Origin of the sequence: Psychrobacter sp. JCM 18900 (assembly GCF_904846625.1) — a bacterium.
Classification (GTDB): Bacteria; Pseudomonadota; Gammaproteobacteria; order Pseudomonadales; family Moraxellaceae; genus Psychrobacter.
Genome location: NZ_CAJHBL010000002.1, coordinates 329645 through 345735 on the forward strand (window position 1 = coordinate 329645; position 16091 = coordinate 345735).

Here is a 16091-nt window from a genome sequence, read left to right on the forward strand (position 1 = left end):
GTGATGTTTTAACGCTTTCTATCACAATAATCAAGACTAAATTATACAAATGTCGGTTCAATAAAAATTCGAACGACAATTACATGCTAGCTTTTAGGGCAGGATAATCTTCTGCCAAAGCGGCATACCAGCTTTGGTCAGCAGCTTCATCCGCCGTTGATGCCAGCAATAAATTTGCTAAATTGGCGAAACTTGCATGAGCGGTTTGTCCGCCATCGGTATCTGTATCTTCTTCGATGGCAAGCGTGACCTGTCCACCAGTCATCGCCAAATAAACTTCAGCTAAAATCTCTGAGTCAAGCAATGCCCCGTGAAAAGTACGGTCCTGCTTACCAACATCTAGGCGACGCACAAGGGCATCTAGCGTGTTTTTTTGCCCAGGATATTGCTGCTTGGCCATCGCCAGTGAATCGGTTACTTGCACTCGATTAGCAAAGTCATTCAGACCAACTTTTGCAAACTCCATATTTAAGAAGTTCATATCAAAAGTAGCGTTATGAGCGATAATCTCAGCGCCATCCATAAAGTCATACAAAGACTGAGCCACTTGATCAAAGGTCGGTTTGTCAGTCAAAAATGCTTCAGAGATACCATGAATACGAATGACTTCATCATCCATGCCACGCTGCGGATTGATATAAACGTGCAGCTTTTCACCAGTAAACTTACGTCCGACCAGCTCCACAATACCGACCTCAATAATACGGTCGCCTTTTAGTGCATCAAGCCCTGTGGTTTCTGTATCCATGATAAGCTGGCGATCTGCTTCATGGCGATGTATCGGCTTTGGTAGTAGCGGCTTGAAATATGGGTTGGCACGGCTAGTATCCCCATCGAACTTAGGGGCGCCAGATTCTACACTTGGCAACATATCATTGTCGACGGTATCATCTAGGTGCGTTTGAATATCTGGCATAGCTTTGGTACTCGTCGGGTTGGATGTATTGTCTTGATGGTTGTTAGATTCTATAGCAATGTTTTTATTCATCTTAAGAGTGTTAGCTGTACTCTGACTATCTTCCTTTAGCGGCTCAGGTTCTAAGAGCTCTTCATCAAACTCATCGTCCATCATATCTAGACCCAATGGGTCAAAACTTAGCCAATCAGCGCTAGATGATTTTTGCAAGGTATCAATGTTAGTGTCAGTATCAATATCAGTCGCTATGTGGTCTTTTTTTTTAGCCGTATCTGCTTTACTGACTATAGCTGAATGGCCGCTGTTTGAGGTGACACCTAAGTTTGCCAGCTCATCTGCTTTTTCATTACCAGCATGTCCAGCGTGACCCTTGACCCAATGCCAGCTAACATCACGCTGTTGGCAGAGCTTATCCAATTGTTGCCATAGGTCTTGATTGGCGACTGGCTTTTTACTGGCAGTTTTCCAGCCTTTTTTCTTCCAACCTTCAATCCATTCAGTGATGCCTTTTTGGACATAACTGGAGTCAGTCCAAATCTCAAGAGTATGCTCGTGCGGGCTATGGGTCAGGGCTTGTATCGCACCCATTAGCTCCATACGGTTATTGGTGGTTTCTTTGTCGCCGCCGTATAAATCTTGCGTGCCGCCATCACTAAATATAAGATGTGCGCCCCAGCCGCCAGCACCAGGATTGCCTTTGCAAGCACCATCAGTATAGGCCACAGTGGCATTTGTTTTAGCAGCCAATGGATCAATCGCGTTGTCTTTATGAGTGTTTGGCATTGAATTACGGTTGTCTGACATAAAAGAGTATGGACCTGATAAGTGGTAAGCATAGGGTAGTACTAGAGCATCTCGTTTACGCTATTCGAACGATGATGATGACGTTGTGAGTATAGCAAATCTATCATAAATATGGACAGTCGTGACGCACAAAGTCATAAAACCCTTACGGTAACTTATAACATAATAGTAACGTCTTGGTTTTCTGTTAAAATAGCGAAGCTCTCTGAAAGGCTCTAGTTTTTAGTTATAGAGCTGCCTTTGCTACCAAGATGCCCAAGCGCATTTTTCGTATCTGCTATTTGATGGTTTTTTGACAATAGTACACTTAATAAAAGTTTTTAATGCATGATTGCAGGATAACCCCATTATGTCCTTACGCTCGAATTTATTGAATAAGAGACTGACGTATTTGATGCTCAGTGTGACTGCCAGCAGCGCGATTTTTCTGAGCGCTTGTAATGATACTAGCCCTCAAGCAGATACCGAAGTCGCGTCCGATCTGTCTGTCTTTGAGGGTTGTTATACAGTGAGTCAAGATGAGCCTGCTCAGATAAAGGTCAGCCAGCAAGACGACACTTGGGTAATGCAGATGAAAGAACCCGTCACTGCTAAGCGCGTCTGGGATACTCCAGAGCCGTTAGAAGTGATTGAAAATAGCGACATACCGCAGTTCTTCTCTATCGATCCAGACAATGTCGATGCGGTTATTGGTCGTCCTGATCGAGTGCTTGTACTGGCGCACGTCAAACCAGCCTATGCAAATATTGATCCGCTCTTAGACAGTGAGTACTTGTCGTATATTTACCGAGGTGCCAACACGATCTACCGTGTGGAGTGTGATGAGGTGAATACTGATATTTTAGCCAATCCACATGCCAATCTTATTATCGACAATGTCGACGACAGTATTTAAATAAGCGTTGATGATAGTATTTAAATAAGTATCGACTATAAATATTATTGTTGGTCGATGATACTTGCATAGACAGTATTTTGTTATAAACAGTCATACCATTAGAGTCAAGCAATATGAATTTTTTCAGTTACGTGGTGTTAGGCGGGTTCTCTTATGCAGCTGGTTGGGCGGTAAGGACGTATGTATTAGACAAACAACCGACACCTGAACAGCCTTATAATCTGAAACATCCTGCAATTTTGGCATATTTGGGTGCATTTTTTATTATCATGTTGATCGTCTCGTGGTTGCTTGGTCGCTATGCGCTTGGTCATGCTGCCATTGATTTACCTTTCGTTATTGTCAATAGTCTCGTTGCGACCTTCGTTTACTCGTTTGGTCTTAATCCAGAAAAAGCTAATTATGAAGTGCCTGATTAAAATACAGTATTGAATGAGTTGAAAATAACAAAAGCCACGACCGAAATATTAATTCGTGGTCGTGGCTTTTTCGATAGTGCAGTTTTTTAATAGTTGAAAGTATTAATATTTATGAGGCTTTCTTCAGATTAGTACCAGTCTCGTCGCTATCTTGCTCATCACTACTAGTTTTATCGTTATCAGTCTTACTAGTGTCGTTGTTAGCTTCTAACTTATCCTTAGTAGCTGATTGTTCCTGCTTCCATTCTTTGTATTTTTGCAGATCTTTTCTGGCTTGCTTTAAACAAAATTTAAGTACTAATGCATCATCGATATGGCCGATAAACGGAATAGAATCAGGAATGAGGTCAATTGGATTTAGCACATAGAGCGCACCGATAACGCCAGCTGAGATTGTCTTAAAAGGAATTTTACGGTAGTCACCTTTATAATAGTCTTTGACAAGACTCATAAATAGCATTAAATCATCACTAAACGGCTCAAGATAACCGCTATCTTCTAACTTTTCTTTCAGCTTGTCTTCTTTGCCTAGCAAGTATTCCAAATTAGAGTCAAGTGACTTGTTTTTATCGGTTTTTTTATTGAACATAATTATTACCCTTTGTTTTTTGCGATGAATTTGTATTTACAGTAACAAATCTAGTCGACCTATATTGTGTGTCTCAGTAGCGAAAAAGTAAATATCGGTAAAGATTAGGCAACCATCAGTGTCAGAAAAGCGTCTACAATATGCTGCCACAAGGTCTAAAAACACAAGTCATAAAGATAAAAGCGATAAGGTAGCAGCAAGATATGGGGATTAAGCGTCAGTCACGGACAGATGATGGAAATAGTCATGCAACTGAAACAACATCTGGGCTAAACCGTCGGCAGTTTCTACGCCGAATCGGTGTGAGTGCAGGCACAGCAGTACTAGCGAGCCAAAGTATTTCTCAAGCGCTTGCAGCCAGTCCTATCGAGTCTGATCATAGTGCGCAGCTGACCAAGGATGATCTGCCAACTTCGTTATTGGGTAATAGCTCATTAGCACAAACATCACAGGAATCACTGACGCAGGCAGGTTGTATCACGCCTACGATTGAGACGCGACTTTTTGCCAGCTCCAACGTTGGTGGTAGTGATGAGCGTAATCAGTTGGCATTAGATCGCGTGGCTTGTGCGGGGTTTAAAGTAGAGAATCCTGCTATTACCAATCGTCAGTACTTACGCTTTGCGGGAACGGACTCACAGCGTGCTAGCGATTTTCAAAATCTTGCCACTGGGGCAATAGCCGCGCCAAAGCTGCTGTTAGGTGTGCGCGGTGGTTACGGTGCCATGCGCATATTGCCTATGGTGGATTGGGCGACGCTAGGACGGATTATGAAGGAGCGCGGCACGATACTCGCAGGCTTTAGTGATGTAACGGCTATCCAATGTGCGCTATTAGCAAAAGGGTCAATGAGTTCGCTTGCCGCGCCAATGCTCTATAGCGAGTTTGGCAAAACCGCGCCCGATAAAGTCAGCTGTCAGCAGTTTGTTGAAGTGTTAACTAACCCCAATCTAACTATCAGCATACAAAAGGCTACCTTAACCAGTCCTAGTTTACCTAGTATTTTGACAAGTGCTGAGCCAAAATCATTAACTGGTACGATTTGGGGTGGCAACTTAAGTGTCGTATCGTCGCTGGCAGGTAGTGAGTATTTACCGCGTATCGATGGCGGCATTGTGTTTTTAGAAGATGTTGGCGAGCAAGCGTATCGTATTGAGCGCATGTTATATGACTTATATCTCGCAGGTGTGTTCAAAGGGCAGCAAGCGATTGTATTTGGAGCATTGTCTGGTACGGGCGAGGACAGCTATGACAAACGTTATGATGTCGCCACAGTCATTCGTCAGCTGCATGAATTGACAGGGTTGCCGATATATAGTGGTATGCCTTTTGGTCATATCGGCAAAAAATACAGCTTTCCGCTGGGATCGACTTGCCAGCTTATACCTAATACTGATGGTGGCTATCAGTTGGCATTCTCCGATTACCCAACTATTAAAGCTGATGCTATCCAAGTAGAAGGCTTGTGGCAGACTGCTTAAACGCTAATCACTGTCCTTTTTAAATAGCCAACCGCGAAAACTTATCTTGGTACTCTTTAGGCGTTAGCTCTGTCGCGCGTTTGAACAAGCGCGTGAATGAAGAGATATCATCATAGCCCACTTGATCGGCAAGCGACTTTATTGATACATCGCCCAACTCAAGTAAGCGTTTGGCTTGTTCAATTCTGACGGCCTGAATATACTCGATCGGTCGCATTGCCACGCAGGACTGGAAGCGCCTGTTTAAAGTGCGCGGGGTAATATTTACCATAGCGGCTAAACTACTGACCTGTAAAGAATGTTGAAAGTTTTCTTCGATATATTCTTGGACTTGTTTAATCAAATGGTCGGAATGCGGCTTGTGCAGGGTCACATTGGTATAGCTATTTTGACTGCCTCTTTTGCTATCAATAATTTGGGTTTTTGCTACCTGCGTAGAAATCTCACGTCCGCAGTACCTTTCTATCAATAATAGCCCCAAATCATAAAAGGCGCTGCCGCCAGCTGCACAAAATATATTGCCCGACTGGTTTGTTGACTCGCTTCTTGAATGGGTCACAAACTGATTTTCTTGTAAGTCCACCAATGGAAAATCTGCCTTAAACTTATTGGCATAGCCCCAATGTGTGGTGGCTATCTTATGATCTAATAATCCTGCCTTTGCCAAAAAAAATGCTCCGCTACAATTGCTTGCTATATCGGCCTTGGTATTCGCAAGCCGTACTAGGTGTGGCAGCAGCTCACTATTTTGCTTTAATACCTTATCAATAGAATCGCCAATGGTGGGCACGAGCAATAAATCGCACTCTGTCACATCTCGAATATCGCAGTGGGCTTGCATGATTAACCGATTGCTACACCTGATATCGCCACCACCTAAGCTTGCGATCTGCACATTAAATCGTGGCTCTACAGACTCATTCGAGAACCGCTGCCAGCTGACCCCTGTGAATGAAAACAAGTCCAATGCACCAGAGAGGACACTGCCAAGTACACCATCGAAGCCAAGAATAATCATTTTAAAAGGTTTGAAATAGGGCATAAGTCACTCGTTTCCTTTGCTGTGCTTACCAAAATAGCCATTATTTGGTTGATTTTAACCAGTTAGACACTCTGTTTATGTCTTATTTGACCATAATTATGTCATAAATGACAATACGGACAGGTATCAAATTAGACTAATATCAATTGATAACCACATTTAATCAGTTAATGAGAATACTATGGCCGCAGATACCCTCCTAAACGATTTTGAATTACCTTTCCAATTGTATGATGTACTAGGCACAGAATCACTCACTGAGCACGCAAAGTTCTCAGAACATAGCCGCGAGACATTTGATGCTGTATTAGAGACGGCAAATAAGATTGCGACAGATTTATTTTTACCGCACAACCATATTGCAGATAAGAATGAGCCGCAGTTCGATGGTAAAAAAGTCAGCATGATAAACGATGTAAAAGTCGCTTTTGATGCGTTCCGCGAGTCTGGGTTTATCGCAGGTCGTTATAGTTTTGAAGATGGTGGCATGCAGTTACCTGAGACGGTTATGACTGCTGTGGCAGGCTACTTTATGGCAGCCAATCCATCAACGACTGCCTATCCATTTCTGACCACTGCGGCAATCAACGTTATCTCGCATTTTGCTAGCGATGATATCAAAGCAGCCTTTATGCCGCGCATGCTGACAGGCGAGTTCACCGGCACCATGGCATTGACCGAGCCGCACGCAGGTTCGTCGCTTGCTGATATCAAAACCATTGCGGTAAAACAAGACGATGGCTCGTATCGAGTCAAAGGCAGCAAAATTTATATCTCAGCAGGTGACCATGAGCTGTCTGATAATATTGTACATTTGGTATTAGCAAAAGTACCAGGTGGTCCAGGCGGTGTTAAAGGTATCTCTTTATTTGCCGTGCCTAAATATCGCTTGAACGATGACTTATCTGTTGGCGAGCGTAACGATGTACATCTCACCGGACTGATTCATAAGCTTGGTTATAGAGGTGCGACTTCTACAGCATTGAGCTTCGGCGATGAAGGTGATTGTCATGGTTATTTGATCGGCGAAGAGCATTTTGGCTTGCGCTATATGTTCAAGATGATGAATGAAGCACGTATCGCTGTCGGTTTTGGTGCTTCTATGATTGGTTATCGCGGCTATCAGTATTCGCTAGATTATGCCAAAGACCGTACACAAGGTCGCATTGCGCCAAACAATAAGCCTGAAGATGATGCAACGGCTATTATTCAGCATGGTGATGTAAAGCGCATGCTATTAGCGCAAAAAGCTTATTCTGAAGGCGGCATCTCATTATGTCTATATGGTTCAAACCTAATTGACCGTATCAATACCTGTGAAGACGAAACACTAAAAAATGAGCTAACCGAACTATTAGATTTGCTAACGCCAGTGCTAAAAGCATGGCCATCTGAGTATGGCCCAAAAGCCAATGACTTAGGTATTCAGGTATTGGGCGGCGCAGGCTATACGCGTGAATATCAGGCTGAGCAGTTTTGGCGTGATAATCGTCTAAATCCTATCCATGAAGGCACAAACGGTGTGCAGGCACTAGATTTGTCATTCCGTAAGTTATGGCAAAAAGGTGGGTTAGGCATTCAAATCCTAAAACGTGAAATTACAAAAGATTTAGAAAGCATCACTACGCCTGAGAGCGCGCAACTTGCAGGTAAACTGATGCCTTATATGGGTCAGTTGCATGAAGTGCTCGTGCATTTGGGTAAAGTGTTGCAGACAGAAGAAGCACTGACGCTTACCGGTAATGCTCAAGCACTAATGAATATTTTTGCCTCAATTGTACTGAGCTGGATTTGGATTCGCCAAGCCAGTAAAGCCGAGCAGCTACTAAGTACGACGCAAGATGTCGAGCAGCAAAACTTCTACAAAGGCAAGATACAAGCGGCTAAATACTTCATTGATTGGGAACTACCATTAGTTAAACGCGACATCGAATTATTAACCAACACCAACTCGGTTTGCACTGATATGCAAGCGGACTGGTTCTAAGGACAACTCTAAGGAAAGAGACATGACAACGATAAACAAACAATGGCGCCTAAAAGCAAGACCAGTAGGCGAGCCAAGCGCTGGAACTTGGGATTATACCGAGACAGAAATACCGACTATCACCGATGGTCAGCTACTGATTAAGGTTGAATACATCTCTATCGATCCGGCGATGCGTGGTTGGTTGAACGATGCCAAATCTTATATTGCACCGGTACAGATTGGTGAGGTCATGCGTGCTGGCACTGTGGGCGAAGTGATAGAAAGTAAACATGAAAAATTTGCAGTAGGTGACTATGTCGCAGGTCACGACGGCGTACAGTCGTATGCGGTCAGTGATGGCACAGGTCTACATAAAGTTGACCCAAATCTAGCGCCGCTGTCTTACTACTTAGGCGTCCTCGGTATGCCAGGTATGACAGGGTATTTTGGTCTCCTAAAAACGGGTCAGCCAAAAGCTGGCGAGACCGTGGTCGTCTCTGGCGCTGCTGGTGCCGTTGGTAGCTTGGTTGGTCAAATTGCCAAAATTAAAGGCTGCCGAGTCGTTGGTATCGCAGGCGGCGCTGAGAAATGCAAGTTCTTGGTCGATGAGCTTGGGTTTGATGCGACGATTGATTACAAAAACGAAGATGTGAAAAAAGCACTAAAGAAAACCTGCCCAGACGGCGTCGATGTGTACTTTGACAACGTAGGCGGTGATATCTTAAATGACGTCCTTACTCAGATTAATCTACATGCGCGTATCGTCATTTGCGGTGCGATCAGTCAGTATAACAACACCACAGAAGTCAAAGGCCCATCGAACTATTTATCATTATTGGTCAATCGTGCTCGCATGGAAGGCATCGTGGTATTTGATAATATCAAAGAATATCCAGTCGCCATGAAAGATATCGCTGGCTGGATTCAGTCAGGTGATATGAAAGTGAAAGACCATATCGTTGAAGGTATCGAGACGTTCCCAGATACTTTGATGATGCTCTTTAAAGGTGAAAACTTCGGCAAACTAGTACTTAAGGTAGAGGGATAGATCATGACACTGAATACAAACGGAATTGCATCAGATATAACGGGTAAACGAATTTTAATCACGGGCGGTGCATCAGGCATCGGCGCAGCGAGCGCATTATTGCTAGCCAGTCGCGGCGCAAAAGTCGTGATCGGTGATATGGCAGAAGAAATGGGAGAAGCGGTTGCCAAGCAAGGTCAAGACGCTGGCAACAGTATTGTCTTCAAAAAAGTAGACGTGACCAGTGGTGATGAAGTACGTGCGTTGTTCGACTTTGCAGTAGAAGCGCTTGGCGGCTTAGATGTTGTGGTAAACAACGCTGGTATTGACCACAAGCCGTCACCAATGCATGAGCTAAGTGATGATGACTTTGATCGCAATATCGCAGTGAATTTAAAAGGTGTTTGGCACTGTATGCGTGCTGCAGTCAATTGTATGATACCTAATGGCGGTGGTCATGTGATCAACGTCGCATCTATTGCAGGTCTGCGTTCAGCGCCTATGATCTCAGCCTACAGTGCAGCCAAACATGGGGTCATGGGTCTGACCAAATCTGCTGCCCATGAGTATGCTCGTGCCAATATTCGTTTTAACGCGGTATGCCCAAGCTTCATTGATACGCCAATGGTTCGCAATACTATGGCAACGATGGATGAGCGTACGCAGCAAGCAACGATAAAGGCCAGTCCACTGCGCCGCCTAGGAAACGTCAGTGAAATCTCTAGTGCTATTGCGTGGCTTGCCAGCGATGAAAGTAGCTTTATGAATGGTCATGCCTTTACACTCGATGGTGGTATGCTAGCGTAACTGTGATCGTTGAGCGCTCTTTGTTCAGTTGATTAGTGCTCGATAATCGCTGTTAGTTTTGACAGCGATTATCTGCGTTTAGTTATCTGATTTTAGATACACGTTTTAGATACATGTTTTAGATATATGAGTTCAGCGCTCAAAAATTATCGAAAATATGAAGTTTATAAAAATATAAGGAATAATGATGAAAGATTTATTTGATTTAACCGGTAAGGTTGCTCTAGTAACTGGTGCTAGCCGCGGTATTGGCGAATCTATTGCTCGTTTATTGGCATCACGAGGCGCGCATGTGATTGTCTCTAGCCGTAAAATTGATGCCTGCCAAGCAGTCGCTGATAGCATCGTCGCTGATGGTCACAAAGCCAGCGCCTTTGCTTGTCATGTAGGTGAGATGGCGCAAATTGACGCAATTTTTGAGCATGTCAAAAGCGAGTTTGGCCAAATTGATATTTTAGTCAATAACGCAGCAGCCAACCCTTACTATGGCCATATCTTAGATACAGATTTAGCAGCTTTTGATAAGACCGTTGAAGTTAATATCCGCGGTTACTTCTTTATGTCGACGGCCGCTGGCAAAATGATGAAAGAGCAAGGTGGTGGCGTCATCTTGAATACTGCCTCGGTCAACGGTTTAGTAGCAGGAGATAAGCAAGGTATCTACTCAATTACCAAAGCGGCAGTCATCAGCATGACCAAAGCCTTTGCTAAAGAATGTGGCCCACTTAATATCCGTGTCAATGCGCTATTGCCAGGTTTGACAGATACTAAGTTTGCCTCGGCTTTGACTACCAACGATAAAGTCTTAAAAATGGCGCTACACTCAATTCCTCTAGGACGTGTGGCTGAGCCTGATGAAATGGCTGGTACCGTATTGTATCTAGTATCTGATGCCTCAAGTTATACCACAGGCGCAACGATTGTGGTCGATGGTGGTATGCTGGCTTAATTAGATAATCTATAAGACATAGGTTAGATAAGAAAGTAATTGTTTAAAACTGCATTAGACTCAAGAACCGCATGAGATTAATTTTCATGCGGTTTTTTTGATTTATTTTTTAATGGAATGTCTAAGTAATCTTGGTTTTGCACTATCGAATAAATTGCTAATTTTAAATGAGCATCAGCTGTATAGTGGCATAATAAATGTGCTAATAGCTACTTGGACAATATAATGGGGTCACGCATGGATTCAGTTATCAACAATAAAATAAATATAATTTCTCAAAATAAAATATGGCTGTTTGTGCCCGCGACTCGCATCGATAGAGTGGCGAAAGCATTTGCTAGTGGCGCAGATGCTGTTATTGTCGATTTAGAGGATGCAGTGGCTCTAGAAGATAAAGCAGACGCCCGCGAAGCATTACAACAATATTATAATAGTGCAGATTATCAGCCAATTTGGCTACGTATTAATAAGGCAGGTAGCAAAGAGTTCTTTAAAGACATAGTGCTCTGTCAGAAAATGTCCAATTTGGCTGGCTTGTTATTGGCCAAAGCTGAGCAAGTCGCCGACATTGAGAGCGTATATCAGCTCACCAATTTAGCTGTGATTGCCTTGATTGAGAGTGCGATGGGATTGTATCAAATTGATAGTATGGCAAAAGCAGTCGGGTTGGCCGCGTTTAGTTATGGATTTTTGGATTTGTGCAATGATTTGCGGGTACAAGTAAGCACACCTGCCGCCGATATCGTTGCCAATCAAATACGCTATCAATTAATTCTGACGTCAAAAGTACATCAGTTGTCGCCACCGATTGATACGGTCTACTCTGATTGCAATGATGAAGTAGGGTTAAGCGCGCGAGTAAATTTATGGTCACAGATGGGCATGTCAGGGATGCTGTGTATTCACCCCAAGCAAGTGGCTGTCGTCCAGCAAGCACTACAACCAACAGATGAGGCCCTGTTATTCGCACAGCGTGTGATTGAAGAATATGAGCGGAGCGGGCAGGCAGTATTCAAAATAGATGGCGAGATGGTAGATGCGCCAGTGATTGAGCGCAGTCGTCAACTGTTGGTAAAGTAACAGACTAAGCCATGTTTAGTTAAATATAAGTAGTCGGTTCAATATAATTTGGATACTAGGGCATGTCCTCAATTCAATCGATAGTTATCTAAATGGGTTAAAAATGGCTAAATCTTGCCAAATGGCGTCAAATAGCTGACTAATATCTCGATATTATCTGCGCTACTTTCCTTGTTTGACTGCGATTTATCTCATTTTTATCCCCATTCTTAAAATGAGGACACGCCCTAGAAAGCCGAGTGAGAGTATTACAAGCAGTATACTAAGCGAGACTGACACCGTACCTAATTTATAGAGGGTTGACTATATAATGCTTTGTCATAAACCATATCCATTCACATTCGATAAAAGCAAACTATGATTTTCATTAATAATAATATCAGTCTCAATGATAATGAGGTAGAGATCAGCGCCATACGAGCGCAAGGCGCAGGTGGGCAGAATGTCAACAAAGTATCTTCTGCCATTCACCTGCGTTTTAATATTAACAACTCAAGTCTGAGTGATGAGTACAAGCAGCGACTGCTAAATAGCAAAGATAGCCGAATAACAAAGGAAGGCGTGCTGATTATCAAGGCGCAGCAGTTTCGTACGCAAGAGCGAAATAAAATAGATGCGCTTGAACGTTTGCAAAGTTTTATTGCCAAAGCCACTTACGTTAATAAAACGAGAAGGCCGACCAAGCCAAGCAGAAATGCCAAACGTAAACGGGTGGATAAAAAGACCCAGCGCGGTAAGACAAAGGCTTTGCGCGGTAAAGTAGATTTTTAGAGAGTCATTTGGTTAATAGTTTAGTCATCTAGCTACTCAACTTGGAAAACTGCCCAATCATAAATAGTATCAACGCAGTAATCCATAATAAGATAATCAGGCCAAATGCGTATACAGATGTCACTGGCTGCAAGAGTAAAGTATAGCTAGCAGTATCAATATTATAGAGACTGAAATTAAGCTTGTTTTTGTGGACGCAATAATAGGGCAAGCCCAATCGCTACAAAAGCTGCGATACCAGATATCATATAACTGATACTAAAGTCCCCAGTGATTTCTGCGAGATAACCTGCGGCCACTGGCCCAAGAGCTTGCCCACCTGAAAATGCAAAAGTCAGCGCTGCGAGTGCACTTGCCGCCGCTGCAGGACCGAAATAATCGCCCGCCGAAGCTGCCATAATGACAGGCACACTCCACACCACTAAACCAAACAAGATAATGGACAAATACAGCCCTAAACTCCAATCAGTAAGTCCGACCAACAGATAAGCGATGGCAAGGAAGAAAAAAGCCAGCGCCAGACCAAGGCGTCTACCAATATGGTCAGAAATCCAGCCAAACAACATGCCTGAGAACATGCTAAGCAGTCCAATCCATGCCCAAACACCACCAGCAGCCGCTTCACTTAATTGATACGAGCCAACCATACTGGTCACGATGAAGGTGACGTAAACCATATAGGTGGCGCCATAAATAGCAAAGATGACACCTAAATGTACAAGCAGCTTAATATTGCTGCGTTCTAGTTTTTTCTTATTTTTAACAGGTAACGTAGGTGCGCGCCCAAAAGGGCTTTGGCTGACATCGTCTGGATGATTGCGAATCAAAGTAAAGGTGAGCCAAGCCACCGCAATATTAATCACGGCAAAAATTAGCCAACCTGTTTGCCAAGACAGTAGAGTAGAGATGGGTAAGAGTTTGGGTACGACAAAGCCTGATAAAATGATACCAAAGCCGGGTCCCGCCATGACCAATCCTAGAGCGAGCCCGCGGTGTGAAGGAAAAAACCAATGCGACATGACGCTCATCATTGGTAAGACCACGCCGCCGCTACCAATGCCTGTCAACACATAGAGCGCGCAAAGTATTGGAAAACTGGTGGTAAAAGCCATACCGAACATAGAGACAGCAATGAGGAGGAGGCTTGCCGTCGCAGTCGTTCGAGTACCCAGCCGAGGTAGAATAAAAGGGCTTAGAAGCACTGCAACCAGATATCCTATCAGGTTAGTGAATCCCAAGATTCCACTTTGAGTATAATTTAACCCTAAAGAAGCCGACATGGACGGCAGTAACATGCCAAATGCGAATCGTCCTAACCCAAGTCCGCAGAACATTGCTACAGAGCCTGTAACGGCAACGATCCAAGCATAATGCAATTTACCCAATCTAAGAGGCGCAGTGTTATCTTGGTTTCCTTGATCTGGATTGTCTTGTTGCATCATTCCATCAGGCATCACGAATCTCCAACAAGTTGAAAATTCGCAATATATATCGTCACTAAATTTAAATTGTATGTAATGACTTCCTTGTTTTGAATAGTATCCATTTCACACTCATCCTTTTGTGCTTAATCTCTATCAGGCTTTTATTACATATACTGATAGCCTAAGTATACTTATGTCCAATAAAATTAGTATAACTGCACCTGAACGTTCGTTCAATGAGTATATAAGCAATCCTCGTAATGCTTTCATAGACCATAACAAAAAATGCCAGCCCATTTAGATGGCTGGCATTCTGCTTGTTATTTTCTGACGGTTACTTACTGTCTGCTGTTTTTTGGATACTATCTAATATCAGTTTATTAGCTAGCCAAGTCGCTTACTCAACTCAGGAAAGCGTTTGATCATAAATAGCATTAAGAGTAATGCCACAACTGCGATAGCCGCACCTGTGTATCCTACGCTAGATAGTGAAAGATGCGTCACGGCATAACCACCGAATAGTGCACCCGTACCAATCCCCAAATTAATAATACCTGAAAACATCGACATCAGCATGTCTTGCGCATTGACATCGACCATGATGACTTTGGCTTGCATCGAGATAATCAGTAGCATGAGTGCCGCGCCCCAAAGCAAGGCGATAAAGCTGAGCGCCCATACAGAGGCCACTGCTAGCAATAGTGCAAGCATAGACACGAGCATCAGTATGGTCGATATCAGCATCAATCTGGTATTGAACCGATCACCCCACCGACTGAAAATAACACTGCCTACAATTCCAGCTGCACCGAATAATAACAGTACAAAAGTCGCAGCGTTTTCACTGATATTACCGACTTGGCGCATGAATGGTTCTATATAAGAATAAGCTGTGTAGTGCGCTGTAAAGACCAATAAGATAAGCAGGTATAGACAGACTAATAGGGGATTTTTAAGGAGTTCTGGAATCTTTCTAAAAGACCCCTCAAACATACTAGGTAGCGTTGGTAAGAGTCTCGCTTGTAGAATAAATACAATTAAGGCAATGACGCCAATACCGCCAAATGTCGCTCGCCAACCAAACCATTGCCCAATTAAGCGTCCTAGCGGCACACCCAGTACCATTGCTAACGACGTACCCGTTGCTAGTACGCTAAGCGCCATGGCTTTTTTGCCTTCAGGTGCGACGCGTATCGCGATTGCAGCTGTGATCGACCAAAATATCGCATGCGATAACGCAATTCCAACTCGACTAATGAGTAGCACGTCAAAGCTCCATGCAAATACGGAAAGTACGTGACTGGCAATAAATACGGCAAAAAGACCCAAGAGCAAGCGCTTGCGCTCAAATTGACTGGTCAATAGCATTAGTGGCAATGACATCGCAGCGACAATCCAAGCATAGAGTGTTAACATCCAGCCAGTCTCTGCCGTCGTAATAGAAAAGTCTTGAGCAATGTCGCTCAACAGCGCCACAGGGACAAATTCTGTGGTGTTCATAATAAAGGCACTAACGCCCATCAAAAATACTTGAAAATACTGAGTTCGGCGAGCTTTTGAGCTGGCCTCATTGTTATGTGTCATAAAATCCAATACAGATGTAAATACTACGTATGATAGGTCAAAGTGGGGTAAGCTTAATTAGAATACAAGGTTTGCGGGGCAAGATAACAAGCCCAAGCCAATCGTGAAAGGTGTTTTTTGATAAGGATTGTTAATTGGACGTTTATTGAGGATACTTGAATAATATGAAACTATCGTTAATCATATTTAATGCGTTGGGATACTTGCTAATGACTAAACTACAATTCATTTAAAAAGGAGCGACACCAGTTGTCGTAGAAGGTTTTAAACAGCTTTATTTTTATGTGAGCTTATACTATAGTTATTAAGTCAGGCAAAATGACATGAGATA

At 43.3% G+C, this 16091-nt stretch carries 14 protein-coding genes; 9 read left to right on the forward strand and 5 right to left on the reverse strand.

Annotation, left to right across the window (positions count from 1 at the left end; translation table 11 throughout):
- Window positions 1–79: 79 nt before the first annotated feature.
- The gene (gene dnaQ / locus JMX96_RS04335) at window positions 80–1720 is read right to left on the reverse strand and encodes a DNA polymerase III subunit epsilon (RefSeq protein ID WP_201567545.1); all 1641 of its coding nucleotides are present in this window, start codon (window positions 1718–1720) and stop codon (window positions 80–82) included.
- A gap of 349 nt (window positions 1721–2069) precedes the next feature.
- On the opposite strand from dnaQ, the gene JMX96_RS04340 reads away from it, so the two are divergent.
- Window positions 2070–2615 (forward strand): hypothetical protein, encoded by a 546-nt coding sequence (locus JMX96_RS04340; protein WP_227676911.1) that lies wholly within the window; start codon window positions 2070–2072, stop codon window positions 2613–2615.
- Between the two features lie 116 nt (window positions 2616–2731).
- Window positions 2732–3037, forward strand: a complete 306-nt coding sequence (locus tag JMX96_RS04345) for a hypothetical protein (RefSeq protein ID WP_201567547.1) — start codon at window positions 2732–2734, stop codon at window positions 3035–3037.
- 109 nt (window positions 3038–3146) lie between these two features.
- On the opposite strand, the gene JMX96_RS04350 is transcribed toward JMX96_RS04345, so the two are convergent.
- Complete coding sequence (locus JMX96_RS04350; RefSeq protein WP_201567549.1) at window positions 3147–3626, reverse strand: YkvA family protein; 480 nt, start codon at window positions 3624–3626, stop codon at window positions 3147–3149.
- A 203-nt stretch (window positions 3627–3829) separates the two neighbouring features.
- Between JMX96_RS04350 and JMX96_RS04355 the strand changes: the two genes are divergently transcribed.
- The gene (locus JMX96_RS04355) at window positions 3830–5107 is read left to right on the forward strand and encodes an LD-carboxypeptidase (RefSeq protein WP_201567557.1); all 1278 of its coding nucleotides are present in this window, start codon (window positions 3830–3832) and stop codon (window positions 5105–5107) included.
- A 19-nt stretch (window positions 5108–5126) separates the two neighbouring features.
- Here the strand turns inward: JMX96_RS04355 and JMX96_RS04360 are convergent, their stop codons facing one another.
- On the reverse strand, window positions 5127–6149 hold the full coding sequence (locus JMX96_RS04360; RefSeq protein ID WP_101205632.1) for a GlxA family transcriptional regulator: 1023 nt from the start codon (window positions 6147–6149) through the stop codon (window positions 5127–5129).
- A 181-nt stretch (window positions 6150–6330) separates the two neighbouring features.
- Here JMX96_RS04360 and JMX96_RS04365 point away from each other — a divergent pair, with 181 nt between their 5' ends.
- The 6 genes from JMX96_RS04365 to arfB all read left to right on the forward strand — a co-directional run bounded on the left by JMX96_RS04365 (window position 6331) and on the right by arfB (window position 12752).
- Complete coding sequence (locus JMX96_RS04365) at window positions 6331–8136, forward strand: acyl-CoA dehydrogenase (RefSeq protein ID WP_201567559.1); 1806 nt, start codon at window positions 6331–6333, stop codon at window positions 8134–8136.
- 22 nt (window positions 8137–8158) lie between these two features.
- A complete protein-coding gene (locus JMX96_RS04370; protein ID WP_201567561.1) occupies window positions 8159–9166 on the forward strand; it encodes an NADP-dependent oxidoreductase in 1008 nt (335 codons plus the stop codon).
- 3 nt (window positions 9167–9169) lie between these two features.
- Complete coding sequence (locus tag JMX96_RS04375; RefSeq protein WP_201567563.1) at window positions 9170–9952, forward strand: SDR family NAD(P)-dependent oxidoreductase; 783 nt, start codon at window positions 9170–9172, stop codon at window positions 9950–9952.
- Window positions 9953–10136: 184 nt separating this feature from the next.
- On the forward strand, window positions 10137–10901 hold the full coding sequence (locus JMX96_RS04380) for an SDR family oxidoreductase (RefSeq protein ID WP_261863196.1): 765 nt from the start codon (window positions 10137–10139) through the stop codon (window positions 10899–10901).
- A gap of 297 nt (window positions 10902–11198) precedes the next feature.
- Window positions 11199–11981: an HpcH/HpaI aldolase/citrate lyase family protein gene (locus JMX96_RS04385; RefSeq protein WP_413786731.1), complete on the forward strand. Its 783-nt coding sequence runs from the start codon at window positions 11199–11201 to the stop codon at window positions 11979–11981.
- A 357-nt stretch (window positions 11982–12338) separates the two neighbouring features.
- Window positions 12339–12752, forward strand: a complete 414-nt coding sequence (gene arfB, locus JMX96_RS04390; RefSeq protein WP_201567569.1) for an alternative ribosome rescue aminoacyl-tRNA hydrolase ArfB — start codon at window positions 12339–12341, stop codon at window positions 12750–12752.
- A gap of 176 nt (window positions 12753–12928) precedes the next feature.
- Here arfB and JMX96_RS04395 read toward each other — a convergent pair whose 3' ends face one another.
- Both JMX96_RS04395 and JMX96_RS04400 read right to left on the reverse strand, forming a co-directional pair.
- Entirely contained in the window at window positions 12929–14206 is a 1278-nt protein-coding gene (locus JMX96_RS04395) for an MFS transporter (RefSeq protein ID WP_201567571.1), read from the reverse strand.
- Window positions 14207–14560: 354 nt separating this feature from the next.
- A complete protein-coding gene (locus tag JMX96_RS04400) occupies window positions 14561–15760 on the reverse strand; it encodes a sugar transporter (RefSeq protein WP_201567573.1) in 1200 nt (399 codons plus the stop codon).
- Window positions 15761–16091 lie beyond the last annotated feature (331 nt).

Excerpts from the sequence above, each read along its gene's own strand:
- JMX96_RS04355 (WP_201567557.1), top strand. The coding sequence starts at position 3,830 with ATGGGGATTAAGCGTCAGTCACGGACAGATGATGGAAATAGTCATGCA.
- arfB (WP_201567569.1), top strand. The coding sequence starts at position 12,339 with ATGATTTTCATTAATAATAATATCAGTCTCAATGATAATGAGGTAGAG.
- JMX96_RS04395 (WP_201567571.1), bottom strand. The coding sequence starts at position 14,206 with ATGCCTGATGGAATGATGCAACAAGACAATCCAGATCAAGGAAACCAA.
- dnaQ (WP_201567545.1), bottom strand. The coding sequence starts at position 1,720 with ATGTCAGACAACCGTAATTCAATGCCAAACACTCATAAAGACAACGCG.
- JMX96_RS04360 (WP_101205632.1), bottom strand. The coding sequence starts at position 6,149 with ATGCCCTATTTCAAACCTTTTAAAATGATTATTCTTGGCTTCGATGGT.
- JMX96_RS04345 (WP_201567547.1), top strand. The coding sequence starts at position 2,732 with ATGAATTTTTTCAGTTACGTGGTGTTAGGCGGGTTCTCTTATGCAGCT.
- JMX96_RS04380 (WP_261863196.1), top strand. The coding sequence starts at position 10,137 with ATGATGAAAGATTTATTTGATTTAACCGGTAAGGTTGCTCTAGTAACT.
- JMX96_RS04400 (WP_201567573.1), bottom strand. The coding sequence starts at position 15,760 with ATGACACATAACAATGAGGCCAGCTCAAAAGCTCGCCGAACTCAGTAT.
- JMX96_RS04370 (WP_201567561.1), top strand. The coding sequence starts at position 8,159 with ATGACAACGATAAACAAACAATGGCGCCTAAAAGCAAGACCAGTAGGC.
- JMX96_RS04365 (WP_201567559.1), top strand. The coding sequence starts at position 6,331 with ATGGCCGCAGATACCCTCCTAAACGATTTTGAATTACCTTTCCAATTG.
- JMX96_RS04375 (WP_201567563.1), top strand. The coding sequence starts at position 9,170 with ATGACACTGAATACAAACGGAATTGCATCAGATATAACGGGTAAACGA.
- JMX96_RS04340 (WP_227676911.1), top strand. The coding sequence starts at position 2,070 with ATGTCCTTACGCTCGAATTTATTGAATAAGAGACTGACGTATTTGATG.
- JMX96_RS04350 (WP_201567549.1), bottom strand. The coding sequence starts at position 3,626 with ATGTTCAATAAAAAAACCGATAAAAACAAGTCACTTGACTCTAATTTG.